Consider the following 25,817-nt stretch of genomic DNA (forward strand, 5'->3'; position numbering starts at 1 on the left):
CGCACCGCACCGCACTGACTGCGCTCACCACACCCACCGCACCACACCGACCGGAAGGACGCCCGTCATGAACGCCGACACCCACCTCTGCCTGCACCACGCCCGCTCCGCCGAACTCCGCGAGGACGCCACGCAGTTCCGTCTCGTCAAGTCCGAACCGCGTACCGAACTGCGTACCCGGCTGGGCTGGGCCCTGGTCGAGCTGGGGCTGCGCCTCCTGCCCCGCAACCCCGCCCGTTCCGGCCGTGGCTCGCTCGTCCCCGGTCCGGCGTGAACGGCCCGGAGAACCGCGCCCGCATACCGCTCGCCACCGTTCTGGCGGCCAACTCCATATCCACGGCCGGGACTTCACTCACCCTGATCGCGGTTCCGTGGTTCGTCCTGGAGACCACCGGCAGTGCCGGTCGGGCCGGAGTCGTCGCCTTCTGCGCGACCCTCCCCATCGTCGTCTCCGCCCTGATCGGTGGACCCGTCATCGACCGGATCGGGCGCCGCCGGGTCGCTGTGATCTCCGACCTTGTGTGCGGCATCGCCGTCGCCGCCGTCCCACTGCTCCACCGGGCGGATCTGCTCACCTTCTGGATGCTGTGCGCGCTGATGGCCGTCAACGGGCTTCTGCACACCCCGGGAAACACGGCGCGCTACGTCCTCGTGCCGGACCTGGCCGAACACGCGGGCACCACCCTGGCCCGCGCGGCCGGTCTCTTCGACGCCGTGTCACGTGGTGCCCGGATGGTCGGGGCCGCGCTGGCGGGCATGCTCATCGCCCTGGTCGGTGCGGAGACCGTCCTGCTGCTGGACGCCGCCACGTTCGTGACGTCCGCGCTGCTGATCGCGGCCGGCGTCCGGGGAATCCGCGCCGCCGAACCCCAACCGGCCGCGACACCCGTGTCCCTGCGAACCTACGGCCGTGAACTGCGCGAGGGCTACTCCTACTTGCTGGGAAACCGGCTGCTGCTCGCGGTCGTGTTGATGGTCCTCTTCATGAACGGCACCGATCAGGGCTGGAACGCCGTCCTGCTGCCGGTGCACGCCTCCACCGAACTGGGCGGAGCCGCCGACATCGGACTGCTCACCGCGCTGTTCGGCGCGGGCGGACTGGTCGGCGCGCTGCTGTACGGGGCGATCGGGCACCGCTTCTCGCGGTGGACCGTCTTCACCGTGTGCGTGCTGCTGTCCGGTGCGCCCAGGTACGCGGTCGCCGCGCTGACCGGGACGACGCTGCCGCTCGCGGTGACCATGGCGGCGGGCGGTGTCGCGGCCGGGGCGCTGAACCCGATCCTGACGACGGTGATCTACGGAAGCGTCCCCGATGAACTGCGCAGCCGGGTCTCCGGGGTGCTCACCGCGGGCGCCGAACTTGCCATGCCGGTGGGCGGTCTCGCCGCGGGCCTGCTGGTGGAGGGTGCGGGCGCCCGGGGTGCGCTGCTCGCGATGGGGGCGGTCTATCTGCTGGCGACACTGAGCCCGCTGGTGTTCCCGGTGTGGCGCACGATGGACGGGGCCGGAGCGAACGCCCCGGGTCGTACGGACACGAAGAACGACACGAAGAACGACACGAAGAACAGTACGAGGAACAGTACGAGGAACGGCACGACAGGGCCGAGAGCGGCGACGACAGTGGGAGCCGGGACAGGGCCTGGTGCGGAAACACCGCGAACCGCCGTATCCGAGCCCTCCGCACCGCGGACCGCCGCACGGAAGCCCGCCGCACGGGAGTCCGTACCGGCACCGACCGGGCCGGTCAGCAGCTCGGAACCTTCTGTCCCCGCTCAAGCGCCTGGAGCGAGGACACCGCGCCCTTCAGAGTCGTGACCGGAATCAGCCGGAGCCCCTTGGGCAGTTCGGCGCCCGCCTCCTTGCACTCGGCCTTCGGGACGAGGAAGACGGTCGCACCGTCGCGGCGCGCGGCCTGCGTCTTCAACGACACCCCGCCGACCGCCCCGACCTCACCGTTCGCCTGAATCGTGCCGGTGCCCGCGACCGTGCGGCCGCCCGTGAGATCACCGCCGGACCCGTCGCCGTTCAGTTTGTCGACGATGCCGAGGGCGAAGAAGAGTCCCGCGCTCGGGCCGCCGACATCGGCGAGGTGCAGTGAGACGTCGACCGAGCCGGGGGCCTTGCCGAGGTAGTTCAGGGCCGCGTCGACGGCGGAATTCTGCGACTTCCTCATGTCGTCGAGGTTGTGCTTCTCGATCTCCTTCTCGGAGCCGCCGGTCGGGTAGACCGAGTCCCGGGGCATGACCGCGCGGTCCGTGCGGAACCAGCCGTCGATCACGTCGCCGATGCCGACATCGGCGGTGGGCCCGGTCGCGACGATCGTCGTCATCCGCAGCTCGCCCCTGGTGGGACGGGTGGGCGCGCCCTTGATGCTGATCACGGGCGTGCCGTGGTCGTCCCCGAGCACGTTCGCGGTCGAGCCGGGCTGCGCCAGCGTGAAGGGCAACGGCGCGAACGCGGCCACGCCGAACAGAGCGAGGACCGGCACGGCACACAGGGCGAGGGCACGGGGGCGTGAGAGACGAGTGAGCACCCGCCCAATCTAACGGCCTCGTGCGCCGGCGTGCCGACCGTCAGTGTGTGCGCCGGGCGCCCATCGCCATGGCGAGCGCCACCACCCAGCCGATGAAGGTCCAGCCGAGGAAGAAATTGATGACAAATACCGAGCCGGTGTTCACCCCGCGTCCCAGGGCGATGAAGAAGGGCACGAAATAGACCGCGATACCCACGACGACGAGAAGCAGGAATACGGAACCGTCCATCATTGATCCCCCTGATCGATCCCCCTGATCGCTGCACGCCGCGATCGGAACGCAAGCTCCGAAAAGATATGGCCTGGACCGACCTCGGCGTAGGCGCGAACCGGCCAGAGTGTGTGTTCCTCGCGTCGGGGCCGGGGGCGTCTCCACCCCGGCCCCGACCGCGAGGACCGGCCCCGGACGCCGACCCCGCGGGACGTGCCCCGCACCCACCGGACGCCACCACCGCAGGACGTGCCCCGCGCCGGCGGACGCCGGCCCTGCGGGGACGTGCTTCGCGGGGCGTGTCCCGTGACCTGTGGCGGCCCGGCCCTACTTCAGTGCCTCCGCCACCTCCCGGGCCGCGTCCACCACCCGGGGCCCGACCCGTTCGGGCACCGAGTCCGAGAGCATCACCACGCCCACGCTGCCCTCGACACCCGTCACCCCCACCAGCGCGGCCGCCGCACCGCTCGCCCCGGCCTCCAGTTCGCCGTGGGTGAGGGTGAACGTCTCCTCGCCCGCCGGCTGTCGGCGGGCGGCGAGGATCGCCCGGCCCGCGGCGCCCCGGTCCAGCGGGTGACGGAAGCCGGCCCGGTAGGCCACGTGGTAGTCGGTCCAGGTCGGTTCGACGACGGCGACCGCCAGTGCGTCGCTGCCGTCGACCAGCGTGAGATGGGCGGTGGCCCCGATGTCCTCGGCGAGGGACCGCAGCGCGGGCAGCGCAGCCTCCCGTACGAGCGGATGCACCTGACGGCCCAGGCGCAGCACGCCCAGGCCGACCCTGGCCCGGCCGCCCAGGTCACGGCGGACCAGGGCGTGTTGTTCCAGGGTGGCAAGCAGACGGTAGACCACTGTTCGGTTGACGCCGAGTCGGTTGGACAACTCGGTGACGGTCAGGCCGTGGTCGGTGTCGGCGAGCAGTTTGAGGACTCTCAGTCCCCGGTCGAGCGTCTGGGAGGTCTCCGCGGTCACGACGCCCTCTCCTCTTGTGGTGAGCGGCGGCGGCTGGTTCCCACGAACTGCGCGAGCACCGGTCCCATCGGCGACGCACGGAGAGGCCGCCTGCCTGGCCAAGACACCGGCTGCGCTCCGCGGCGGCATTGCCACGAAGCGTTCATTTTTTGGACAGTAGCGAGCCAGTCCGCTCAGCGGAAGACCTCGTCCAGAATCCGGGCGTACACGAAGAAAGAATTCTGATGAAGAGACAGAAGCGCCGGTCAGCGGGGCGACGGCCGATTTTCGGACGTCTACGCGCGTCCAGGTCGGCCGACGCCTCCGCGACACTCCGTGTATCACATGCGAACGTTCGTTAACTCACCGTGAACGATTGTTGCGCGATCTTTCCGTTCACGAGGACCTCGCAGACCCTGATCGCCTTCGTCGCCGGATCGCGGACGGTGAAGTTGAGCGCGAAGGTGCCGTCGAGTCCGACGATCCGGGTGACGTAGCTGTCCGCGGTCTGCTTCCCGTCCGCGGTGCGCCCGGTCGCCGAGACGGTGGCGACGGGGGCGAAGCCCCGGCCGGTCACCTGGACCACCGTGCCGACGGGCCCTTCGGGCGGCGACAGCGCGAACGCCGGTCCGGCGGGGACGGTCCCGTCCTTGACGGTGAACGACGCCGTCTCCGTACGGGGGTTGACGAGGACCTCGCGGACCCGGATGGCGACGGTGTCGGCGGCACCGACCGTGAAGGTCTGCGAGAAGGCCCCGCCCAGCCCGACCACCTTGGTCCGCACCGGGTCGGAGGTCTGCGACCCGTCGGCCCGCAACCCGACGACGGACACCGTGGCGACGGGCGCGAAGCCCTGCCCGAGTACGGTGACGGCGGTTCCCCGCGGCCCGGAGGACGGGGTCAGGACGACGAAGGTCGGGGCCACGGTCAGCGGGGCAAGGGCCTCGGCCCCTCCGGCGGTGACCCGGAGCGCGTACACCGCTCGCGGAGTGGATCCGGCCACGGTGACCGTGCCCGTGAGCGTTCCGTCGCCGTCGATCCGGAGGGTGGAACCGCTGATCCGGCCGGTGTCGCAGGCGCTCCCGTCGGCGGCGCACAGCGCGGCGGACGGCGTGGTGCCCGACGGCCAGTCGCCCCCGGACAGGGCGAGCGTCCCGCCGGGCTTGACCTTCGCCGCGCCCGCGGAGAGCGTCGCGGAGGCGTCGGTCACGGTGAACGGCGTGGTCAGTACGGTGCCCGGGTCGTTGCCCTCGTCGACCTGGATCGCGACGATGCCCGGGTCGGAGACGGTGAAGTCGGCGGCGAACGTGCCGTCGGCGGTGCTCTTCGTGTAGACGGCGGTGTCGTCGAGCGTCGCCCCGTTCGCGTCGAGCCCGACGGTGTTGATCCACCGGTCCTGGTGGTACTCGGTGCCGGTGACCCGTACGACGCTGCCGAGGGGTGCACCGGAGCGGGAGAGCGCGATGGCCCTGGGCCCGCCGGGCACGTACGCCCGGACGGTGAGGGGCGCGGTCGCCTCCTTCGCGCCGTCGCCGACCTTCACCAGGTACGAGCCGTCGGCCACGGCTCCCGCGTCGGCGAGCACCGCGCTGCCGGTCAGCTCCCCCGAACCGCTGATGGAGAGGGTGTGCGAGACGAACTTGCCGGGGTCGCAGCCACCACCGTCCACCGCGCACAGCGACGGTACGGCGGTGGCACCGGCGGTCCAGAGGCTGCCTGACAGGGCGACACCGGTGGACGGCCGGACGGGCGTCTCGGGGGCGGACAGGGTGGCGGGCAGGCCTGCGGTGCCCTCGGCGTCCACGGTGCCGATGGAACCGCCGCCGCCGGTCACGTCGCACGGGGTCTCGTAGGTGGAGCCGAGTACCTTCGTACGCGTCAGATTGCGCACCGGAGTGAAGGCGATCGGCCCCTTCGCGTCGGCGGGGATGAGGAAGTCGCCCTCGTACGGCGGGATCTCGATCGGCTTCCCGGACGGGATGTCGAGGTTGACCTGCGGTCCGGTGACGGTGACCGTGCCGGTCGCGCCGCCGGACATGGCGAGGTCGATGCTCGGGGTGGTGGGCACGTCGCTGAGGCTGAGTCCGCTGGTGGCGGGCGACGGCCCCAGGACGACCTTGGCGTGGACCTTGCCGCCCGGGTCGACGACGGCCGGGGACAGTTCGACACTCATCTGCTGCGGCCCGGTCGCCTGCCCCTGCCCGGCGGGCAGGACGCAGTGCACGGTCGGGGTGACCGTACCGGCGTGTGCGAGGGGGGCGAGCGCGACGGTTCCTCCCGTCCAGACCAGCGCGGCGCCCGCGGTGAGGGCGACGGCACGTCGAAGCGCCGCACCCGGCCTCTCCACCGTTCCCCGGCCCCGGATTCTCCCTCCCCGCGCCCGTGCGCGCGCGTCTGCCGTCCGTCTCGGTTTCTTCGCCCCTGCCGCTCTCGACCGTGGGAACATGCGGGTCCTCCATGACTACGGGAATGCTGTGGCTGTGGACGGGAATGCTGTGGCTGTTGTTTCGGCTGTGGCTGTGGTTTGCCTGTGGCTGTGGCCCTGGCTGTGGCGTCGGTTGTGGCTGATACGGAAGTGCCACATGGCCGTACGGCCGAAAGATCGACGCCCGCCTGCTCCCTGACAGAACGGAGCAGACGGGCGCCTGCGGGCGCTCCTCCCGGCGGCTCTCAGAGCAGCGTCAACGTCAACGTGGCGCTGTACTCCCCGGGCCTGGTGAATCCCGGCACCGTCAGAGTGAGATCGGCATCGGCGTCGAACCGGCCTCCGGTGAACGGACGTGAACCGTCCGGATCCATCCTGCAGAGGCTCGCCGCCTCACCGCCGAGTGCGGCGGGCGAACCGGCCACCGGCGCCCCCACGCTCCCGCTCCGGGCCGTGCAGACAGGTGTCCACCGGACGGCACCCGCCGGGACGGTGCCGCCGTCGGCACTGGTGAAGTCGGTGAGCGTGGCGGTCAGGGACCAGCCGCTGTCGACGCCGCGCGCGTCCTCCACCTCGACCCGGTTGAGCCGGGAACGCTGCACACCGCTGCCGGTACCCAGGACCGTCGTGCCGAAGTCCACGACATCGCCGTCCTGGACCATGGACAGGGTTCCTGCCCGGACCGAGGTCCGCAGCTTCTGGTCGGCGCTGCCGCCGCCCCCTCCCCCGCCCGTGGAGACGGTGAACGGGACGGTCCGTACGGTCGCCGGGTCGTTGCCCTCGTCGGCCTGGACGGCGACGACCGCGTCGGAGATCACGGTGAACTCGACGGCGAAGGTGCCGTCCGGGCCGCTCTTGACGTAGACCGCGCTGTCGTCGATCCCGGCGCCCGCCGCGTCGAGGCCGATGACGTTGATCCAGCGGTCCGGGTTGTAGTTCCTGCCGCTGACCGTGATCACCGTGCCGACCGGGCCGCTGTTGCGGGAGAGCGCGATCTCGCGGTCGCCGGCCGCCACGGCCTCGACCGTGAGGGGGGCGGTGGCCTCCTTCGTGCCGTCGTTGACCTTCACCTCGTACCTGCCGTCCGGCACCGCCCCGGCCGGGGCGAGGGTGGCCGTGCCGTGCAGCGTTCCATAGCTGTCGATGGTGAGGGTGTGGCCGCCGAACTTCAGCGGATCGCAGCCGCCACCGCCGACGGCACAGAGCGACGGGACCGGGGTGCCGCCCGGGGTCCACCCCGAACCGCCCAGCGCGACGGGGGTGTTGGGACGCACCGCATCGGTCGGTGCGGTCAGCGTGGCGGGTTCGGATCCCGCGCCCTCCACCGTGACGGCGCCGATGGTTGCGCCTCCGCCGACCACGTCGCACGGTGTCTCGAAGACCGAACCGAGCACCTTGGTCTGCGTCAACGTGCGGACCGGGGCGAAGGAGACCGTCCCGGAGGCATCCACGGGAACCAGGAAATCCCCCTCGTACGGCGGGAGTTCGATGGGCGTACCGGCCGGGACGTCCATCGTGAACTCGGCGCCCCGCACGGTGACCGTACCGGTCGCCCCGCCGGTCATCGCCAGGTCGATGCTGGGAATGGTGGGCACGTCCTGCAACGGGATCTGGCTCGTGGCGGGGGACGGGCCCAGTGTGACCTTCGCGTGCACCCTGCCCCCCGGCGCGACGACATCGGGCGACAGCTCGACGGTCATCTCCTGCGGGCCGGTCGCCTCGCCCTGCCCGGCGGGCAGGACGCAGTGCACGGTCGGGGCGACCGTGCCGGAGGCCCGTACGTCAGCGGATGGCGAGGACCCGACGGGGAACCCGGCGGCGACCCCGACGGAACTCAGCGACAGCACAAAACAGGCGGCGAGCAGACCGATCACACCAGGTCTTCGTCGTCGGATCACCAGACACCCCTCCAAGGCCCATCGATTGCGCACATTGAGGAGGCCGGTCGCGGAGAAGTCAAGAGAGAAAAGAATGATCCTTCCGCGACATGCCCGAAAGGCATTTCACGAGCATTTTTCACGCACCGGTCGACATCTCTTGACATCTCTGGAGGGCGCCGTTTCACTGCACCCGACATGCCGGACCCGGCAGCCGGACACGCAATGGACCGCCCTCCTTGGCCCACCCCGCGCTTTCACTCCACTTGGCTCCACTTCCGCTTGGCTCCACTCCACTTGGTTCCACTCCACTTCGTGTCACTCCGTGTCACCCGCGTGTCCACACATCACGAATCCGCGCCTCCGAATCCCCGGATCCCCGGATCTCCGGATCTCCGGATCTCCGGACCTCCGAACCCGTGAACGTCGAACACCTCGCGCACGCGGTACACATTGCGCACGCCGCGAAGAAACGAACTCGCGAGGAAACAAACTCGTGAGGACGCACCGATGCGAATCCGAGGATCTTCGAATTCGCTCGACAACCGGAAGGAATTCATCCCGCCATGTCGATCAATCCGGCGCCGTCACCGACGGCAGGAAATCCGAACCGAAGACACGTCCGCCTCCCGCTGGTGCTGGCCGCGGCCTGTTCCGCGGCAGCCGCACTGGCCCTGGCCCCGACGGCCCATGCCGTGGCCCCGCTCACCGCTACCGCCACGTACGACTGCGGAGCCTGGGGCAGTGGCCTCGCCACCCTGACCGCCGCCGACTCGGGCACCGCCAAGACCGTAAAGGTCACCTCCACGGCGATCACGATGCCTCCGGGCACCAGCGCCGACCCGAACAGCATCACGACGACGCTCAAGCTCACCAAGACCTCGGGCGGCGTCACCAGCCAGGTGCAGTTCTCCGGCAAGACCAACCCCGGCATGAGCGGCGGCAGCCCGATCACCCTGGGCCCGCTGAAGCTCACCTCCGGCTCCCTGGCCGCGGGCGACAGCACCGATTCCACGGTGCTGCCCACGCCTCCGAGCACCACCCAATGGTCTCTGCAGATCGTGGCCTCTTCCCCGACCTCGGCCACCGTCCCGTGCGTGGCCACGTCGGCCCAGTCCACGGCCTTCGTCTGGTGACCGCCCGCTCCGCAGCCGGTCGCCGGTGACCTATCCGCCGCGCGCCCGGAACCACCGGGCCGGTGGCCGTCCGCCCGCCCGGTGACCGTCCGCACCGAACACACGCCCCTCTCCCATCCGCACCGCCGCACGCCGGATTCGGAATCCCGGTCCCGGCTTCCGGCTCCCGGCTCCCCGCTTCCGGCTTCCGGCTTCCGGCTTCCGCACCGATGACACCGGCCCGGGGCAAGGACTCGTGTCCCCGCCCCGGGCCGTTACCCGCATCAGCACGCCGTGGTCCCGCCGAGCCAGATCCGGAGCTCCGGGCACCAGCCCTCGACTGCCCGGCACCGCCTCGCGCGCCCGGCGTCACCGCATCCGGCGTCACCGCATCCGGGTCGCCCATTCCTGGACCTTCTTGATCCGCTGCTGGATCTGCCCCGCCGTGGCCTCCGCACTCGGCGGCCCGCCGCACACCCGCCGCAGCTCCGTGTGGATCACCCCGTGCGGCTTGCCGCTCTGATGCGTGTACGCCGACACCATCGTGTTGAGCTGCTTGCGGAGTTCCAGCAACTGCTTGTGCGTGACCACCGGCCGTGCCTCGGCCGGCTTCTCCAGCAGATCGGCCTCCCCGGCCGGCTTCTGCCTGCTGTGCGCGATCTGCCGGGACTGGCGCTTCTGAAGCAGCAACTGCACCTGGTCCGGCTCCAGCAGCCCGGGAATCCCCAGGTAGTCCTGCTCCTCCTCGCTGCCGGGGTGCGCCTGCATGCCGAACTCGGCACCGTCGTACAGCACCCGGTCGAAGACCGCGTCCGACTCCAGCGCCTCGAACGGCAACTGGTCCTCGGTCTCCTCGTCCTCCAGCCGCTCGGCGTCGGCGAGGAGCTTGTCCTCCTCCGCGAACGGGTTCTCCTCGTCACTGCCCTTCTTCGGCTTGTCCAGGACGTGGTCCCGCTCGACCTCCATCTCGTTGGCGAAGCCGAGCAGCATCGGAATGGTCGGCAGGAACACCGACGCGGTCTCGCCCCGCCTGCGGGAGCGCACGAAGCGCCCGACGGCCTGCGCGAAGAACAGCGGCGTGGAGATGGTGGTGGCGTAGACGCCCACGGCCAGGCGCGGCACGTCGACCCCCTCCGACACCATCCGCACCGCGACCATCCAACGCGAGTCGTCCCCGCTGAACTGGTCGATCCTCTTCGACGCCGCCTTCTCGTCGGAGAGGACCACGGTGGCCTTCTCGCCGGTGACCTTCTTCAGGATCTTGGCGTACTCGCGCGCCGACTCCTGGTCGGTGGCGATGACCAGTCCTCCGGCGTCCGGAATGCCCTTGCGGACCTCGGTCAGCCGCTTGTCGGCGGCGACCAGCACGTTGGGGATCCAGTCGCCGGTGGGCGACAGGGCGGTGCGCCAGGCCTGCCCGATGGCGTCCTTGGTCATCGGCTCGCCGAGCCGGGCGGCGATCTCGTCACCGGCCTTGGTGCGCCAGCGCATGTTGCCGCTGTAGCTGAGGAAGATCACGGGCCGGACGACACCGTCGCCGAGCGCGCTGCCGTAGCCGTACGTGTAGTCGGCCGAGGAACGCCGGATGCCGTCGTTCCCCTCCTCGTACGCGACGAACGGAATCGGGTTGGTGTCGGAACGGAACGGTGTACCGGTGAGCGCGAGCCGCCGTGTCGCCGGGTCGAACGCCTCCAGACACGCCTCGCCCCAGGACCTCGAATCACCGGCGTGGTGGATCTCGTCGAGGATCACCAGCGTCTTGCGCTGCTCACAGCGGTTGCGGTGCAGCATCGGCCGGACGCCCACACCGGCGTACGTCACCGCGACGCCGTCGTACTCCTTGCTCAGCGGGCCCGCGCTGTAGTCGGGGTCGAGCTTGATACCTATCCGGGCCGCTGCCTCGGCCCACTGCTTCTTCAGGTGCTCGGTCGGCGCGACGACGGTGACCTGCTGCACCACGTGGTGATGCAGCAGCCATGACGCGAGGGTCAGCGCGAAGGTGGTCTTCCCCGCGCCGGGGGTGGCGACCGCGAGAAAGTCGCGCGGCTGCTCCTGGATGTACTTCTCCATGGCGCCCTGCTGCCAGGCTCGCAGCTTGCCGGCCGTGCCCCAGGGGGCGCGGCCGGGAAAGGCGGGTGAGAGGTGGTGGGAGGCGGTAGTAGTCACGGTCTCCGGTTCGGGTCTCTCGGGTACGTGGGTGCTGTCCGTACGGGCCGGGACGGGCCCGCAGGCGATACGACAACCGGGCCACCCTACCGGGGGGTCGACCGGAACCCCGTATGGACGACCGGTGGTTCACGGCCGCTGAGACCCTCTTCACAGAGCGCCGAACCGAGCAGCCGCCCGGTGAACCGCGGATTCGGACCGGCCCCTCGTGGACGACACCTCCGCCTCGCGATCGCACGCACCCCGCCCCGCCGCCGAGCGCCGCGAAGGCTGCCCCGCGCCCCGATCCCCACGGCCCGATCCCCGCACCCTGCTCCAACCCGACCCGGCCCGAACGGAGACCGACCCACCCCGGCCCGACTCGGACAGTGCCTACCTGCCCCGGCCCGACCCGAACGAAAGCCGACCCAGTACAGCCCAGCACCACCCAATACGACCCAATACAAGCCAATACAAGCCAATGCAAGCCAATACGACTCAATCGGTCCAGATCCGAATGAAAGGCCCTAAGGCTTCGTCCGTACCCGGGACGCCACCCACGCCCCCACCAGCGCCACCCCCGCCATCGGCAGGAAGACCACCGCGAACGCGCCAGGATGTGATCCGGAGGAGGCCCCCGCCTCCGCGGCCTCGTGCACGGCTCCCACCGCCCCGCCGCCCAGCGCCGCGAAAGCCGCCCCGCCCGCGGCCAGCAGCAGGACGTTCGACAGCCCGTCGGAGATCTGGAGGGCCGCGGAGTTCGCCCCGGCCTCCTCCGGTGCCGACAGCTTCAACAACAGCACGCTCGTCGACGCGAGCACCATGCCCATGCCGAAACAACCGAAGGCCCAGGCCACGGCCACGGTCCAGACCGGCACCGCGTCGATCAGCACCGAGGGCGCGGCGGCTATCGCGGCGGCGACCAGCACCATGCCGCCCACCATCAGCCGTTCCCGGTACGGCTCCAGCCGCGGCCGGGACTGCACGAACGAACCGAGCGCCCAGGTCCCGCCGCCGGCCGCGAGCGAGAACCCGGCCATCGTCGGGCTCAGTCCGCGCTGGGTCACCAGCATCAACGGCACGAAGGACTCGGCGGCGATGAACGACCCGGCCGCCACCCCGCGCAGCAGCACCACCGACGGCAACCCGCGCACCGCCCGTCCGGTCCCCGGCGGCAGCAGCCCGCGCACGGCGGGCACCAGCAGGGCGAAGCCCACGGCGGCGGGAAGCAATGCGAACCAGTTCCGCTCCTGACCCGCGTACTGGAGCAGCCCCGCGCCCAGCGAGATAGCGAACGCGAGCAGAATGCGGCGCCGGTCGAAGGGCTCGGCGGCGGCCGACGGGTCGGGCGGCCCCGACGCCCTGCGCCGGATCGCCGGCAGCGCGAGCGCCAGCGGGAACACCACCAGCACGGGGATGCCGACGAAGACCCACCGCCACCCCAGATGCTCGGTCACGCTCCCGGAGGCGAGCGGTCCGACGACGGACGGAATCACCCAGCTCGCCGCGAACGCCGCCATGATCGACGGTTGCAGGTGTCCCGGGTACGCCCGGCTGATCACGACGTACAACGCCACGATCACCAGCCCGCCGCCGAGCCCCTGCACCGCCCTCCCCCCGACGAACATCCACATGCTTCCCGCGGTCCCGGACAGCAGCAGCCCGGCCCCGAACGCGCTGATCCCGGTCGCGAGCGGCCCCAGCGGCCCGCGCCGGTCCGCCCACTGCCCGGACAGCACCATGGCGAACAGGCTGGTCGTGAAGTACGCCGAGAAGGCGAACGCGTAGAGCGCGATGCCGTGCAGCTCACGCGCGGCGACCGGCATCGCGGTCCCCACGGCGGTCGCCTCGAAGGCGATCAGGAAGACGACGGAGACGATGCCGACGCTGAGCGCCCGATAGGTCCGCCCGAGCACCCCTCCGGTTCCGGGCCCCTCGAACCCGGAGGACGGTTCGGTCCCAGACTCATCACCGACGGTACGGACATCCACAGTTCCGGTATCGACAGCTCCGGTATCAGCGTCTCCGGGCTCCAAGGCACTCATGAGCCCCAGCGTAAGGGCCACATCCCCAGGTCGGCCCTGCCACAAGACGGTTCCCCCCTCGGCCGATGGTCGTAGGACCGGCGCTCCCTTCACAGAGAAACCCACCCACCCCACAAGGGCACACGCCCACCCCATGAGGGGCACTCGCCCACCGCCCGCGAACAAACCCGCCCCGCCATTCATGAACGGCGCATGGCAGTCGTGTTGCACCCCGCGCCGCCCCCTTGAGCCGCCCCGGCACCCGCCCCTACGTTCGAACCACAACGAGAAACACACGGCCGTGTGCCCGAGTGGTCAGGGGCTCGACTGCAACTCGAGTGACACCGGTTCGAATCCGGTCACGGCCTCCGGACGAACGCCGCCGTCCCCGCACATCCGGGACGGCGGCGTTCCTCGGTCCCGCAATCAGCTCCCGCAGGGCAGCGTCTTGCGGTATGCCTCCAGGTAGGGACGGCCTCGCTCCGGCTCATCCACCACGTGCCCTCAGGACGCGCGAGCCGAATCCTTACGGCTGAGAGACCCTGCATTCCTCTTCGCGTTGCGGCACTCGAAAGCACTGCTCAAATTATTCTTCCGCGCTCACACATTCCAGCCCGTTCGGATTCGGCATGGAAGACCGATGACATGCCGTTCGCACCGATCTCGATCTCGCCGTGGAGGATGCCTCACGGAACCGGTCTTCTCGGTGTCGCACGAGCGGAAAGTCTCACCCAAAAAAGACGGCGGAACAATCTGGTAAGAAAAAAACCGGCAGGTCTTCCCTTTCCCTTCCGATCGGCCTGCCCCTACTCCGGAAGAACCTTTGGTATCTGCGGAGAGTTGATGCAATCCAATCCAACCGCGAGCGTACGCGCAAATTCTGCCAGCATCTTCTTGCGCAACACGAGATCGAGTCCGGAATCACGCACTTCGATCTCCAAAGGCATGTCACGCATCTGCCCGGAAGGCGCCCCCGGAACTCCGCACTCAAACAGCAGCCTGGTGCCCGCCCCGCTCTCCCGGGTCTCCATGAGTACTTGGCCGTTCACCTCACGCCAGGTAGCGGCATACCTTGGCTCTCGCATGAGATTCAAAGGCGTGACGGACCACTCGACGGTGGATTCCACTTTGCGAACACGCTTACCTTTCCAGACATTGATGGAGCAAGCCGTGTAGGAGTGATTCCAATAGACATCGTCCTCCTGCTTTGACCAGGCGTTCGCCTCGCGTGCCAGATCCCCAAGAAGCACCTTGGGCGTACGAGGAGCACGAACCTCAAGATCACCTCCACCCCCAAGAGCATCGACCGCAGATCCCACATTCTTCTCACCCAGAAAATTGTGACACTTCGGGAATGCCTGTGAGGTCGAAGACTCCTCCTTCTCCCCCCCTGAACAACCGGACACCACAGCCAAACACATCACTGCAGAAAAAATTACCCGAAGCGAGAGAACCATCTTCTTCACTTCTAGCTGACCCTCTCGAGCTGATCAACGGAATCGCGACCGTTCCGATACTGATTCTCGACCAACGGCAGCAGCCCATGCCGTTCCTGAGATGTCATGCCCACCGAGTCCGCATAGTTCAGCAGTGGGAGCACAGCGCTCCGCTGCCCCGCCTCATCATTGGAATCGATGGCGTCCAATGCCTCATCATCATTCTTGTACTCATTATCCTTGAGGTACTGCAGCGTGTCAGTGGCGTACCCTGTATCCACGGCGGATCCGACAGTTTCCATCACCACGGGAACAGCAGTGACAGCAACTACACCCGCCGCCGGCCCCAGCACGACAGCGGATCCCACACCGATCACTGCGGACAGGGCGCCGCTGACTCCGCTCTTTCGCCACTCCGCCTTCTTTTCCAGTTCCAGGTTCTTTGCTTCCTCGTCATTCTTGTACTCTTGGATGATCGCATGGTCTCGCGCACCATCGAGAATTCCGTGAATCTTGGCCCCGTTTCCTCCGAAGGACAGAGCCTCATCTTGCCTTTCAGCACCAAAGGACTTCAAGCCGCTGGCTTCGTATACCTGCTGGGCAGACATCAACGTCTTGTATCCTTCCTCGTCTTGCGCAATCGATGCCAGGAATCGACGAGTAGCCATTTCCCCGAAATCTGTCCTGCTTGTTCCATCACTGCTCCTCGCGAACAAGTCGCCCCGACCGACCTCATCTCCCGCACCGCCGAAGTTATACGTGGAATAGTTCAAGGCATCAATATAGGCAGCCCCCATACGTGCCAGGCTGCCCTTCAGTGCCTCGTGCCGTTCCATCAGTCCCGAATCCTTGCCATAACTTTCGATGACGTCCTTCATGATGCCCGCAGTGACATCATCACGCCTCAAAACGGGCGAAGGATCGTCCCAGGAATGTCCGGTGGTAGCTGCTTCGAGGGCCTTTCCGAGCGCGTCAGGCATATACTCCTCGGACTTCTTCACCCCATCGGCCACCTGTCCCGACGCATCCGCGAAATCCTTGTAATCTTCATTTTGAAAGAACTCCAGATAGCCGCCGATCTTCTTTCCATCTTTATCCGTACCCAGATCAGCGACCCCAGCCCCTGAAGTACCGTCCTGGCCATAGACGGTCGGCTCCTCGGAGAAGAACTGCTTTGCCGCAGCCGGACTGTGACCCAATGCCTCCAGAACCCCGAGCACCGGGTCGTATCCCGCCCCGTTCACCCCTGACGGATTGAAGGGGTTCGCGGCGCCGCCTCGCATGTCCTTCGAGGCGTAGAAGAAGCCGTGATCCTTCTGACGCAACTGGACCACATGTTCGGCGATGGGATTGAGGAAATTCGGATCGTAGTTTCCGTACCTCAACATTCCACCGAGCAACTGATAGCCGAACGGGCCGTCGTCGTACCTCTGCAACGGAATGCGTTGAGTCCCGAGCTTGCGCAATTCCGGACCCCACTCTGCAGTAAAGTTCTTGTCGTGGGAAGCCGTGGCCAGATTGAGCCCCAGGTTTTTCTGGAGCTCCTGGACATCCTTGAGCCGCTCCTTGTCCGCCTCCGTCGGCCCGTACGCGTTCATCGAGAGCTGACCGAAGAAGGCGAGCGACTTCTCCGGTCCGAGGTTCTTGTAAAAGTTCTTCGCGAACTCCACGGACCCGCTGTTGTCCCGCAGCAGTTCATTGAGCGCCTGGAGCTGAACGTGCGTAAGGTCTCGCCCCTTCGCCGCGAGTGCGGCGGCACGGTCCGCTTCTTCCTGGTCCAACTTCGTGTACCTCGGCGCGTCGAAGTCCTTGCGATCGGCGACGTTCGCTTCCAACGCGTTCTTGAAAGCGGTATCCGTGTCGTTGCAGTTGTCGACAATCGAGTCAATCTTTTTCTGCCACGACGTGATCGTGGCCTTCTGCTGGCGCAAGAGTTCGGGGTAGTCCGGATCACGCTGAGCCGCGCCCACCACCTCATCCAGCGGATGCCGGGCCGCGACCTTCCCCTTGCTGTCGACGTGGATACCGGCCTTCGGCCCCTCCTCGTCCCGGATGCCCATCAACTCGTCCTTGGCCTTCTTAATGGCCGCATGAGCGTCGTCGAGGATCTGCTTCATGCCCTTGGCCTCGGCTGCCGCGTCCTCGAACTCCTTGACCGTCTTGCCGATGAACCCCTTGGTGACCCCGGCGTTCACGCCTTTCCACTCGGCCTTGTCCGCCTTGGCCTTCATCCCGTCACGAGCATCCCCGGCCAGGCGCTCCAGCTTTGTGACCATCTCGGCCCAGTCATCGACCGCCGTCTTCAACTTGCCTACGGGTGCGTCGACGATGTCCTCGAACTTCAGCATGTTCCCGATTCCCCCGCGTACTACTTCAGGTACTCGTTCAGCTTGGAGACAGAGAGCAGATCACCGACGATCTGGGCATCGTCCTTCGCGTGGGCAGCCTTGCTGTAGTCGAGGTGATTCGAAATCTGGGCGCAGGAATCCAGCAGGGTCCTCAGGTGCGTATTCCACCGGTCATGGACCTTCAACAAGGCCGAACCGCTGGAGAAGTTCCCATTGGTCAGAGAAGTCGCTGCCTCGAACGTCGCCGGCCGGGCGTGGTCACCTTCTTTGGAAAGCCGGGTGTGCAGATCGTATGCCTCATGCCCAATGGCTCCGAGACTGTCCTGATTGACCGCTAAATCAGCCTCACCGGACTGCGACCTCCCCCCGGCGTTGTCATCAACACCGTTGAGCCGCGTATTGACCCGTTGCGTCGACTCCTCACGCAGCGCAGCCCACTCCGCTTCAAACGCCATGAATCCCCCGGTTGCCTTGCTCTTCGAGCTCCCACACATACACGGCTTCAGTCGCGCATCCGCCGATCGCTCAAGATATCAACGCGGGTTTGCCATGGAAAAGACAGGAACGGGACACTCCGACACGCGGCGCATGGCGCATTCCGATACGGTGCTCGACCGACGCCGACGCACAGCGATGAGGTATGAAAACCATCCGCCACGCGCCGCTTCCCCAACATGCCGCTTCAGTCGACTCCATTTCCCCGGGGCCCCGCCCCGTCGCACCCCGGTCGGCGCCGACAGCTTCCCTCGGCCCACCGGCCCACCGGCCCACCGAGCTACCGAGCTACCGAGCTACCGATCCAGCCTGGGCCGTGGTTCATATCGGGAACACATGGAAATGCGCCGGCACCGCCACGACCGACGACACCGATACTGCCGCCACAACGACGACGCCAAACAGCCCGGCCGCGCCCCCTCCTGGGAGACGCGGACCAAGCCGGGCTGCTCCTCGCCCTCAGCCGGCACCGACGGCGCTGCGGAACTCGTCCATCGTCATCGTCTTGTCGTCCGACGGCATGGAGATCGTCATCTTCGCGCCGAAGTCACCGAACGTGGTACTGCTGGTCCTCCCGTTCTGCGAGGTCTCCTGCTTCAGCACGTAGTTCGGAGACTCGGGGCTGATGAAGTAGACGTCCTCCCCCACTCCCGCCGACACCTGGATGGCCTGCGCCTTCGTGCTGCCGATGGTCGTGTCCTTGTCCGGGGCGAACTGTCCGTCCGAGGAGACAGCGAAGTAGCTGGTGCAGTCCCCACCGGTGTCGCTGCTCACGTAGCGGTCGGCAAGGTTGGACGGAACGGTGATCTGCTGCCCCTTCTCCGCCAGTGTCGCGGCGAACAGGGGGGCACTGATGTAGTTCTTGCCGTCCTTGCAGTACATGCTGCCGCCCTCCGTCTGCGGCGTGCCGCCGACCTCCATGCGGAAGCCCTGCTTCGGGTCCCAGGACATCTTCTGGGTGGCCCCCACGAAGGCAGTGGTCGTGCCCGTGGCGCTGAACGATGTTTCGCGCATGGCCTTGTTGACCGCCTCGATGCGCGCCGAGACCGACGATCCCCCGCCACCGGACGAGGAATCGGATCCGTCGCCGCAGCCGACCGCGGCACTGGCGAACACCACAACGACGGCAAGGGTGCGGAGAGCTGGTTTGGTACGTCGAGCGAGCACGGATTTCCCTTCGGGAACGGCAGGCGGAGGATGCAAGCACCCTCTCACAGCGCACTTGGGCCGCATCGGACAGGCGTCGCGCGGCAGACACCCCAATCGCACCCTGGCACATCGCGGTCGCCCGGAAGCCCGGGGATGACCAACTCCTTCTCAGGTAGGCGCCACTGGGCTCTGCGCCCGTGAAAGAAGAACGACGAGGAGAGGCAGGTCAACGTGGTCTGGGAGGAATGGGAACAGCGGAAGGCTGCGGTCATGGAGAGCAGGTCGGCGCATACGCGGCTCAACCAGCTCCCTGCCGACGCTGGAGGTGGTGGCGAGGATGGGGATCTGGTGGTCCACAACGACCAACTGGGCAAACTCGGCAATATGGCGTTCGACCTGCGCGAGAGGTTCGGAACGGCTGCCGACCACGCGCGGCCGAGCACCTTCACGGCGTCCGTCGACCTCTTCAACGATGGACTCGACATGGGCTCCGCGCTCACAGAACTGCACGACGCGTGGAACACCCAACAGCAGACGCTCAAGGAAGCGTGTGCCCACATCTCCAACCATCTGGACTTCACACGCGCTCAGCACACGAAGGACGAACAGCACATCGAGACCAGCATGCGGAACGCAGCGGGCGACCGGATGACCGTCTCCAGGATCAACGAGTACCTCAAGTAGCTCGAATCGGGAGCTGAATTCACATGGCAGCGGGAACGCTGACCGTTCAGGAACTCACGGATCTCCGCCTGGGCACCCTGAACACCGCGGTATCCGACTGGGAGGTCATGGCCGGCAGGCTGGAGAACCTCACCACCGGCGGCGACGGCGGAGTCAACGCCGGGGATCGGGAGAGAAAGGCCAACGCGGCGGACTGGAAGGGCGTGAACGCCACCGTCTCACGGGAGTTCGTCACGAAGACAGCCACCCAGTTCGCGGATGCCGCAGCGGAGGCCAAAAGCGTCCTGGGCATCCTGCGAGACGCCCACACCACGTTCGCCAAGCACCAGGAAAATCTGCGCACCGCCATCGACGACCTGGCAAAGCGCAACATCTACGTCACCGACAAGGGTCAGGTGACCGCTTCGGTGCCATCCGGCGCAGCCGCAGGGGACGCCGACATCCACAACCCCACGGACGAGGAACTGGACGCGGGCCGACGAAGGATCGTCGAGATCCTTTGGGAGGCGGCCGAAACCGATCGCATCGCAGCCCGCGCGCTTCGCCAACTCGCTCGGGACGCATACGACTTCACCGACCAGGGAACGACCGGTCTGAAGGACGCTGACCGTGAGCAGGGCGAGGCGGACGCACGGTACTGGCAGAAGGAAATCGCAAAGGGCCACGTCGACCGATGGAGCGAGGAGAAACTGGCCCGCTTCAACGAGACCCTGAAGAACCAGCGTGACAACCCCGGCTTCACCGAGAACATCGCGCTCGGTCTGGGCCCCGACGGGACCCTCCAGTTCTGGCGCGACCTCGCCGACCCGGGCCGCGGCCATACCCCCGAGGGGGACCGGGCCAAGCTCCTCGGTGACGTACAGCACAACCTCAGCATGTCCCTCGCCAACGCCTCGCACAACCACAGCCCCGAGATGGAAGCGTGGAAGAAGGACCTCATAGCGGCCGGATCCATGCAGTACGGCCACGACGGCGTCATGGCCAAGCCGTACGGCTTCCAGATCATGAGCAACCTCATGGTCAAGGGAAAGTTCGACCACGCCTTCCTGCATGACTACGGCAACGCCCTGCGCACCTTCGAGACCAAGACGAAGAAGCCGTACGACCCTGCGTCGATCTGGGGAAACCCCGGTCTCGCCGCACAGCTCGACTACACGGAAAAGGGCGCCGACGGCACGTACGGGGAGCCCGGCAGCGACCCCATGTCCGGATTCCTCACGGCCGCCTCCCACAACCCTGCCTTCGCCACTGAGCTCTTCAACCGTGACGACATGGCCGACTACCTGCTCAAGGACCGCGAGTTCTACGACGAGGACGATCCGTACGGAAGGGGCGACGGCACCATGCAGTCGCGGGACGCGCTGGGCAAGGCACTGCTTGCAGCTGGCAGCGGAGTGGACCCGGACCAGCCGCCCGCAGTGACCTCCTACGACCACACGGACGCCCAGCGAAAGGTCCTGGACGGGGCTCTGAAGCGCCTGTCCGGACTTGGCAACGACTACCCGCCCGAGCTGCGCGATGACATGGCACTCCTGCTGGGAAACCACGGCAAGGTCGTCCACGCGTCCATGAGCGACGCCAGCGGTGTCCCTGTGCTCGACAAGGACCAACTGCTTGAGGTCACCAAGCAGATCTCCCGGAACCAGGACTCGTACGGCATCCTCAACGAGCAGATGAACGGTGCCATCCTCTACGACATCCAGCACCAGGAGAAGCACCCCGAGGACAGCCTCCACCAGGCCGGTTCCACCATCGGCTTCCTGGAGGATGCGCGCAAACTGTCCATCAACGACAAGGAGGCCGGCGACATCCGGGACGCCACCTGGAAGAAGGCGTGGACCTACCACGTCGTCGGTGGTGCCCTCACACCCCTTGGTGGCGGAACCATCGGCGATCCCTTGCAGCGCGGCGTGGATGCGGTCACCACCGCTTGGCTGGAGAACGAGAGCGACCGGATCTCGGAAGGGGCGACCGAGGACAGGAAGTCGAACTACGACCGTCGCGTCAAACAGCTGAAGGCCATCGCGGACTACTGGTACGAGCGCAATTCCGACTGGGCCGAGGAACCCCATCGAGACGGCTATTCCAAAGAGCAGGGAATCTACGACCAGATCAGGGCCCATGCGAACGATGGCCACGACGATGCCGAAGCAACCGCGGGAACAGCGTGATCAAGAAATCCGGCCGGACGATGACAGCGCTGGCCTTCTGCGTGGTCGTCACCGCGTCCGCGTGCTCCGGCGGTGGCCGCGAGTACGCCCTCCCCACCAAGGTGTGCGATGTCGCCGTGGGCAAGGAGATCTCTTCCGTCCTGCCCGACGGGAAGGAGCTCACACAGCGCCCGGACACGTCCGGCGTCGGCGACCGTCTGTACCGTCACGACTGCTCGGTGTCGGTCGATCACGACCTGGCACTGCTCACAACGGTGACGGAGACGAACGAAAAGGTCGACCCCATGCGGGAGATCGCCACGTCGTTCTTCACGAACCGAGAGAGGATCACCGGCATTCCCTTCTCGGGCGAAGGCGCGCTGGGAGATGAATACGCCGAAATCACCGCGAAATGCTCCGCCCGGGGAAGCGCCTACCTGCATACCGAGGTCAGTCTTTCGGGGCAGAAGCGGCTCACCTCTGACATTCCCCAACGCCGCAAGGACCTGAGGGAGTTCGTCATCGCCTTCACGCGTGACGCCAAGCATGCATACGGCTGCACCGCATAGAACGCTCCCCACCGCACAGGGCGAGACGGCGCGCCGGGTCCCTCAGGGTGCCGGAGCGCGCCGCCTCGTTCCGTGATCGGGGCCCGGTCCGGCAGCGCACGCCCGGCCCGGCCCCCGGGTCCGAGGACAGGCTTGAGTAGGCCCCCCTGTTGTGCCGACACTCGGGGGATCTTCATGTACAGGCCGCACTCCGGTTCCGTCCGGCAGGTCGGGCCGTACTCCGTCATCACCCGGCTCGACACGACCGGCCCCGGAACCATGCCCGTACCAGAGCGGCGCTCTATCGCGCGCACTGCTGACGGCGAGCGGACCGTCCTGCTGAGCATGCCGCTCGACGGTACCGATCCCGAGCGATTCCTCGTGGAGGCGCGGGCCGCCCAGAACCCGCTCGGGCCATGGGCCGTCACTGTCACTGACTGATCCCGATCCGGCCCGTCACCGTGGTACGCGCACGCCTACGAACCCGTCCTCCCTCTCCCGACGGTCCTGGCCGTCCACGGCGGTCCGCTCCCGGAGGACACGCTACGCAGGCTCGGCACCTGCCTTGCGGAAACGCTCATCGTCCTTCATGCCGCCGGAGCGACACACGCCGGAATCTCGCCCGCGGTCGTGTTGCTGGCCTGGGACGGCCCCCGGCTCACCTGTCACGGCGCGGCACGGACCGCCGCACCGGACGGCACGACCCGCGATCCGGCCGCACGGCCTCGGGCCGCCGACATCCGGCGCGCGTTGGCCCCTCCGCGCCCGGCCTGATTCCGTCCCCCCTCCCCCAGCGTCATCGATCAGGGTCCGGGAGCGTTCCCGTTGCCCGGGCGGGTGATCGCGGCCCTCGCCCGCCAGTCCGCAAAAGTCCTCGCCGCCGAACTGTCCCTGCCCACCGGCCCCGGCTTCCTCCCGCCGACCGGAAGCTGACCATGCTCGAACCGCTTCTCCACGACGACCCGCACCCCATCGGTTCCTACCGGCCGACCGCCCGGCTCGGCAGTGGCGGCATGGGAACGGTCTACCTGGCCCGCTCCCCGGGCGGCCGCACCGTAGCGCTCAAGACCATGCACGCGCGGATCGCCGCCGGCACCACCTTCCACACCCGCTTCCGCCTCGAAGTCGATGCGGCCCGTTTCATCGGGGGTCTGCACGGCGTCCGGGTGCTCGACGCGGACCCGCTCGCCGAAACGCCGCCGACGCCGCCCGTGCCACGCAGCGCCGGTATGTCCCGCCGCAAACTCCTCGGCGTCGCGGGCGTGTCGGCAGCGGTCGTGGGCGCGGGCGTCTGGGCCGGGACGGAACTCCTTGGGGCAGACACGTCGAACACCGCCGCGTCGCACGGAAAGACCGGGCCGAAGAAGTCGGACCTGCTGCGCCCCCTGTGGACGTACGACGGGGTTGGTTCCCAGAGATACGGGACACCGTTCTTCCACGGCAACACCCCCGTGGTCCTGAGCATCGACCGCCTGGTGGCACTGAACCCCCGCAACCGGCAAGGAACGCTGGCAGTCCAGAAGGCCGGCGTCCCTCGGTCAGACCGCCGCCGACGAATCCCAGGTCTACTTCGTCCTTCCTGACGACAAGAAGCGCCTGGCAGTCGTCACGCTCGATGGCGCCGGCGAGCCGGACCGCACGATCTCACACTGCCGGGCGTGAAGGCCCTGGGTGCCTCCCAGACGGCCGCCGCCCTTCTCCACACCTCGGACGACACACTCCACCTCGCCGCCGGGCGCGACACACAACTCCGGGCCAGGGACTGGTATCTCCTCGCGGTGGACACCGTGTCGAGGAAGGTCCGGTGGCAGAGGCCCTTCAACAAGAAGGAAAAGGATGAAGAGGATCCGTGGTTCGACAGCGGCATGTGGTTCGCCATAACCGTCGGAGACGTACTCGCTCTCGGCGACGCGTTCAATTCTCTGGGGCTTCACGCCTACGACAAGCGCTCGGGAAAGCATCTCTGGTCGAGCAGGATCGAATTGGGCCGACGGCACCACCGCACCGGTCGCCAGTGGTGCGGAACTCGCGGACGACGGACGGAACATGTACGTAGGTGCCAGCCTCGTCCCATCCATACGCACATCCGACGCCACCGTCATCTGGGAGTTCGGCAGCTTCCGCGACTTCGGGAACGTCCCTTCGCTCGCCACACACTACGGAGCGCCCGCCCTCCACAAGGGGGTCGTGTACGCGGCGGAGCGCACCGGAGCGCTACGTCCCGCGCCCGGCGCCGACGGAGGCTCCGGGGCGACGGGCGCGACGAAACATGTTCACCTGGCCGGGTCGCCCTGGTCCGGAGCACCGCGGTGGGGCGCACCGGCCTCCGGACCGCCCGGCGGCGGCACCTGAGGTGCGTACGGCTGCTGCGACGGATAGGCATGCGGAGGCTGATACGGCTGCTGCTGGTAACCCTGCGGCGATTGGTAGAACTGATGGGACGGCTGCTGATAGACGTGCGGCGGCTGATGTGGCGGCGAGGCAGAGGCCGCAGCCCGCCGCCGCCGGGAGCGAACGACACCGAAGGCCGCCCCGGCACCGACGACCGCGACCCCGGCCACACCCAGACCAACCCAGAGTCCGGTGTTGCCGCCCTGATCGTCGGCAGCCGGAGACGCCGCAGAAGGCTTGGCACCCTCACCGGCGCCGTCACCATCCTTGGACGGCTGGGTGGAGGGCGACGGAGAGGCGGACTCCGCCGCGGCGAGATCGGGCAGCGGGTACTCGTCGGCGGGACCGGGATCGCCGGGGTTCTTCAACGCGATCCGGGGGCGGACGACCCCATAGCCGACGTTGTCGTTGCGCTTCACACCGTCGGACGGCCCACCGGCGGTATTGAGCAGAACCCGCAGCACCTGGTTGTTGGTCCACTTGGGGTGCTTGGACCAGATCAACGCGGCCGAAGCGGAGGCGAGAGCGGTGGCGTCACTGGTGCCATTGGACTTGCACATTCCAGTGCCTCCGCCGCAACTATGCACTATGTTCACACCCGGGGCAGTCAGATCGACCTGCGGACCGAACTGAGAGAACTTCGCTCTGTACAAGTCCTGCCCGATCGCCCCCACCCCCACAACCCCCGGAGTCGCGGCAGGGTACTCAACCTGGTTTCCCTTATCTGCACTGTTACCCACGGCGGCGAACACAAGTGCCCCTTTGTCCAGGGCATACCTGACGGAATCCGTGAGCTGCCGCGAGCCGCCAACTGCGTTACCGACCGAGGCATTGATGATTTTCGCACCATGATCGACCGCGAAACGAATGGCTGCAGACAAGTCTTCGTTGAAATTTACGTTCCCTGTCGCTCCATTCACCTTACCGGTATCGTCACGCAGACGAATCGGGAGGATTTTCGCTCCGGGGGCGAGCCCGAAAGAACCACCACCACCACTCACATTGCCAGTTCCAGCGATGATGCTCGCGATACCCGTGCCGTGGCCGTCGTAGTCGGTGAGCTCATCTCCTGGAGAATCCTTCGCCAGGTCGAGCCCTTTGAGCACCTGCCCACGGAGGTCCGGGATGGACGTGTCCACACCAGAGTCGACCACCGCTACGGTGACGTCCTTCCCTGTGCTCAGCTCCCACATCCGCTCGGCCTGCATAGCGTCCAGGTACCACTGCCTGGAGCGGACCGACTCCGCATACGCGGGGCCGACGCCGACCAGCAGCAACGCAGCTGCGGACGAGACGGCAAATCCACGACGGACAACCGCTGCGGTGCTGGTACGCATC

The 25,817-nt window shown here is 67.6% G+C and carries 20 protein-coding genes and 1 tRNA gene; 9 read left to right on the forward strand and 12 right to left on the reverse strand.

Annotated elements, in window-relative coordinates; genetic code table 11:
* Window positions 1-67: 67 nt before the first annotated feature.
* Entirely contained in the window at window positions 68-274 is a 207-nt protein-coding gene (locus tag ACF1CT_RS22355) for a hypothetical protein (protein WP_391785663.1), read from the forward strand.
* A complete protein-coding gene (locus tag ACF1CT_RS22360; protein ID WP_391785664.1) occupies window positions 271-1,815 on the forward strand; it encodes an MFS transporter in 1,545 nt (514 codons plus the stop codon). The genes ACF1CT_RS22355 and ACF1CT_RS22360 overlap by 4 nt, the downstream gene beginning before the upstream one ends.
* Here the strand turns inward: ACF1CT_RS22360 and ACF1CT_RS22365 are convergent.
* The 5 genes from ACF1CT_RS22365 to ACF1CT_RS22385 all read right to left on the reverse strand — a co-directional run bounded on the left by ACF1CT_RS22365 (window position 1,745) and on the right by ACF1CT_RS22385 (window position 8,015).
* A complete protein-coding gene (locus tag ACF1CT_RS22365; RefSeq protein ID WP_391785665.1) occupies window positions 1,745-2,533 on the reverse strand; it encodes a S16 family serine protease in 789 nt (262 codons plus the stop codon). The two genes, ACF1CT_RS22360 and ACF1CT_RS22365, sit on opposite strands and share 71 nt — an antisense overlap.
* 40 nt (window positions 2,534-2,573) lie before the next feature.
* Window positions 2,574-2,762, reverse strand: coding sequence for a superinfection immunity protein (locus ACF1CT_RS22370; protein ID WP_391785666.1), 189 nt, complete (start codon window positions 2,760-2,762; stop codon window positions 2,574-2,576).
* Window positions 2,763-3,071: 309 nt separating this feature from the next.
* Window positions 3,072-3,713 carry an IclR family transcriptional regulator gene (locus ACF1CT_RS22375; protein WP_391785667.1) on the reverse strand — a complete coding sequence of 214 codons (642 nt, stop codon included), beginning with the start codon at window positions 3,711-3,713 and terminating at the stop codon, window positions 3,072-3,074.
* 337 nt (window positions 3,714-4,050) lie between these two features.
* On the reverse strand, window positions 4,051-6,039 hold the full coding sequence (locus ACF1CT_RS22380) for a hypothetical protein (RefSeq protein ID WP_391785668.1): 1,989 nt from the start codon (window positions 6,037-6,039) through the stop codon (window positions 4,051-4,053).
* Between the two features lie 323 nt (window positions 6,040-6,362).
* Complete coding sequence (locus tag ACF1CT_RS22385) at window positions 6,363-8,015, reverse strand: hypothetical protein (protein ID WP_391785669.1); 1,653 nt, start codon at window positions 8,013-8,015, stop codon at window positions 6,363-6,365.
* Between the two features lie 545 nt (window positions 8,016-8,560).
* Between ACF1CT_RS22385 and ACF1CT_RS22390 the strand changes: the two genes are divergently transcribed.
* Complete coding sequence (locus tag ACF1CT_RS22390) at window positions 8,561-9,130, forward strand: hypothetical protein (protein WP_391785670.1); 570 nt, start codon at window positions 8,561-8,563, stop codon at window positions 9,128-9,130.
* A gap of 363 nt (window positions 9,131-9,493) precedes the next feature.
* On the opposite strand, the gene ACF1CT_RS22395 is transcribed toward ACF1CT_RS22390, so the two are convergent.
* Both ACF1CT_RS22395 and ACF1CT_RS22400 read right to left on the reverse strand, forming a co-directional pair.
* Window positions 9,494-11,275, reverse strand: a complete 1,782-nt coding sequence (locus tag ACF1CT_RS22395) for a DEAD/DEAH box helicase (protein ID WP_391785671.1) — start codon at window positions 11,273-11,275, stop codon at window positions 9,494-9,496.
* A gap of 506 nt (window positions 11,276-11,781) precedes the next feature.
* Entirely contained in the window at window positions 11,782-13,245 is a 1,464-nt protein-coding gene (locus tag ACF1CT_RS22400; protein ID WP_391785672.1) for an MFS transporter, read from the reverse strand.
* A 330-nt stretch (window positions 13,246-13,575) separates the two neighbouring features.
* Between ACF1CT_RS22400 and ACF1CT_RS22405 the strand changes: the two genes are divergently transcribed.
* A tRNA-Cys gene (locus ACF1CT_RS22405) sits at window positions 13,576-13,646 on the forward strand.
* A 438-nt stretch (window positions 13,647-14,084) separates the two neighbouring features.
* Here ACF1CT_RS22405 and ACF1CT_RS22410 read toward each other — a convergent pair.
* The 4 genes from ACF1CT_RS22410 to ACF1CT_RS22425 all read right to left on the reverse strand — a co-directional run bounded on the left by ACF1CT_RS22410 (window position 14,085) and on the right by ACF1CT_RS22425 (window position 18,724).
* Window positions 14,085-14,744, reverse strand: a complete 660-nt coding sequence (locus tag ACF1CT_RS22410; RefSeq protein WP_391785673.1) for a hypothetical protein — start codon at window positions 14,742-14,744, stop codon at window positions 14,085-14,087.
* 2 nt (window positions 14,745-14,746) lie between these two features.
* Window positions 14,747-17,062: a hypothetical protein gene (locus tag ACF1CT_RS22415; protein WP_391785674.1), complete on the reverse strand. Its 2,316-nt coding sequence runs from the start codon at window positions 17,060-17,062 to the stop codon at window positions 14,747-14,749.
* A 20-nt stretch (window positions 17,063-17,082) separates the two neighbouring features.
* Window positions 17,083-17,517 carry a hypothetical protein gene (locus tag ACF1CT_RS22420; RefSeq protein ID WP_391785675.1) on the reverse strand — a complete coding sequence of 145 codons (435 nt, stop codon included), beginning with the start codon at window positions 17,515-17,517 and terminating at the stop codon, window positions 17,083-17,085.
* A 499-nt stretch (window positions 17,518-18,016) separates the two neighbouring features.
* The gene (locus tag ACF1CT_RS22425; RefSeq protein ID WP_391785676.1) at window positions 18,017-18,724 is read right to left on the reverse strand and encodes a hypothetical protein; all 708 of its coding nucleotides are present in this window, start codon (window positions 18,722-18,724) and stop codon (window positions 18,017-18,019) included.
* Between the two features lie 252 nt (window positions 18,725-18,976).
* On the opposite strand from ACF1CT_RS22425, the gene ACF1CT_RS22430 reads away from it, so the two are divergent.
* The 5 genes from ACF1CT_RS22430 (at window position 18,977) to ACF1CT_RS22450 (ending at window position 23,671) form a co-directional block, all read left to right on the forward strand.
* On the forward strand, window positions 18,977-19,390 hold the full coding sequence (locus ACF1CT_RS22430) for a hypothetical protein (protein WP_391785677.1): 414 nt from the start codon (window positions 18,977-18,979) through the stop codon (window positions 19,388-19,390).
* A 23-nt stretch (window positions 19,391-19,413) separates the two neighbouring features.
* Window positions 19,414-21,561, forward strand: a complete 2,148-nt coding sequence (locus ACF1CT_RS22435; protein WP_391785678.1) for a hypothetical protein — start codon at window positions 19,414-19,416, stop codon at window positions 21,559-21,561.
* On the forward strand, window positions 21,558-22,109 hold the full coding sequence (locus ACF1CT_RS22440; protein WP_391785679.1) for a hypothetical protein: 552 nt from the start codon (window positions 21,558-21,560) through the stop codon (window positions 22,107-22,109). Before ACF1CT_RS22435 ends, ACF1CT_RS22440 begins: the two co-directional genes overlap by 4 nt.
* A gap of 174 nt (window positions 22,110-22,283) precedes the next feature.
* Window positions 22,284-22,529, forward strand: a complete 246-nt coding sequence (locus ACF1CT_RS22445; RefSeq protein ID WP_391785680.1) for a hypothetical protein — start codon at window positions 22,284-22,286, stop codon at window positions 22,527-22,529.
* Between the two features lie 494 nt (window positions 22,530-23,023).
* The gene (locus tag ACF1CT_RS22450) at window positions 23,024-23,671 is read left to right on the forward strand and encodes a hypothetical protein (RefSeq protein ID WP_391785681.1); all 648 of its coding nucleotides are present in this window, start codon (window positions 23,024-23,026) and stop codon (window positions 23,669-23,671) included.
* A gap of 690 nt (window positions 23,672-24,361) precedes the next feature.
* Here ACF1CT_RS22450 and mycP read toward each other — a convergent pair.
* Window positions 24,362-25,816, reverse strand: coding sequence for a type VII secretion-associated serine protease mycosin (gene mycP, locus ACF1CT_RS22455; RefSeq protein WP_391785682.1), 1,455 nt, complete (start codon window positions 25,814-25,816; stop codon window positions 24,362-24,364).
* Between the last annotated feature and the right edge of the window lies 1 nt (window position 25,817).

Origin of the sequence: Streptomyces sp. NPDC014734 (genome assembly GCF_043083325.1) — a bacterium.
Lineage (GTDB): Bacteria > Actinomycetota > Actinomycetes > Streptomycetales > Streptomycetaceae > Streptomyces.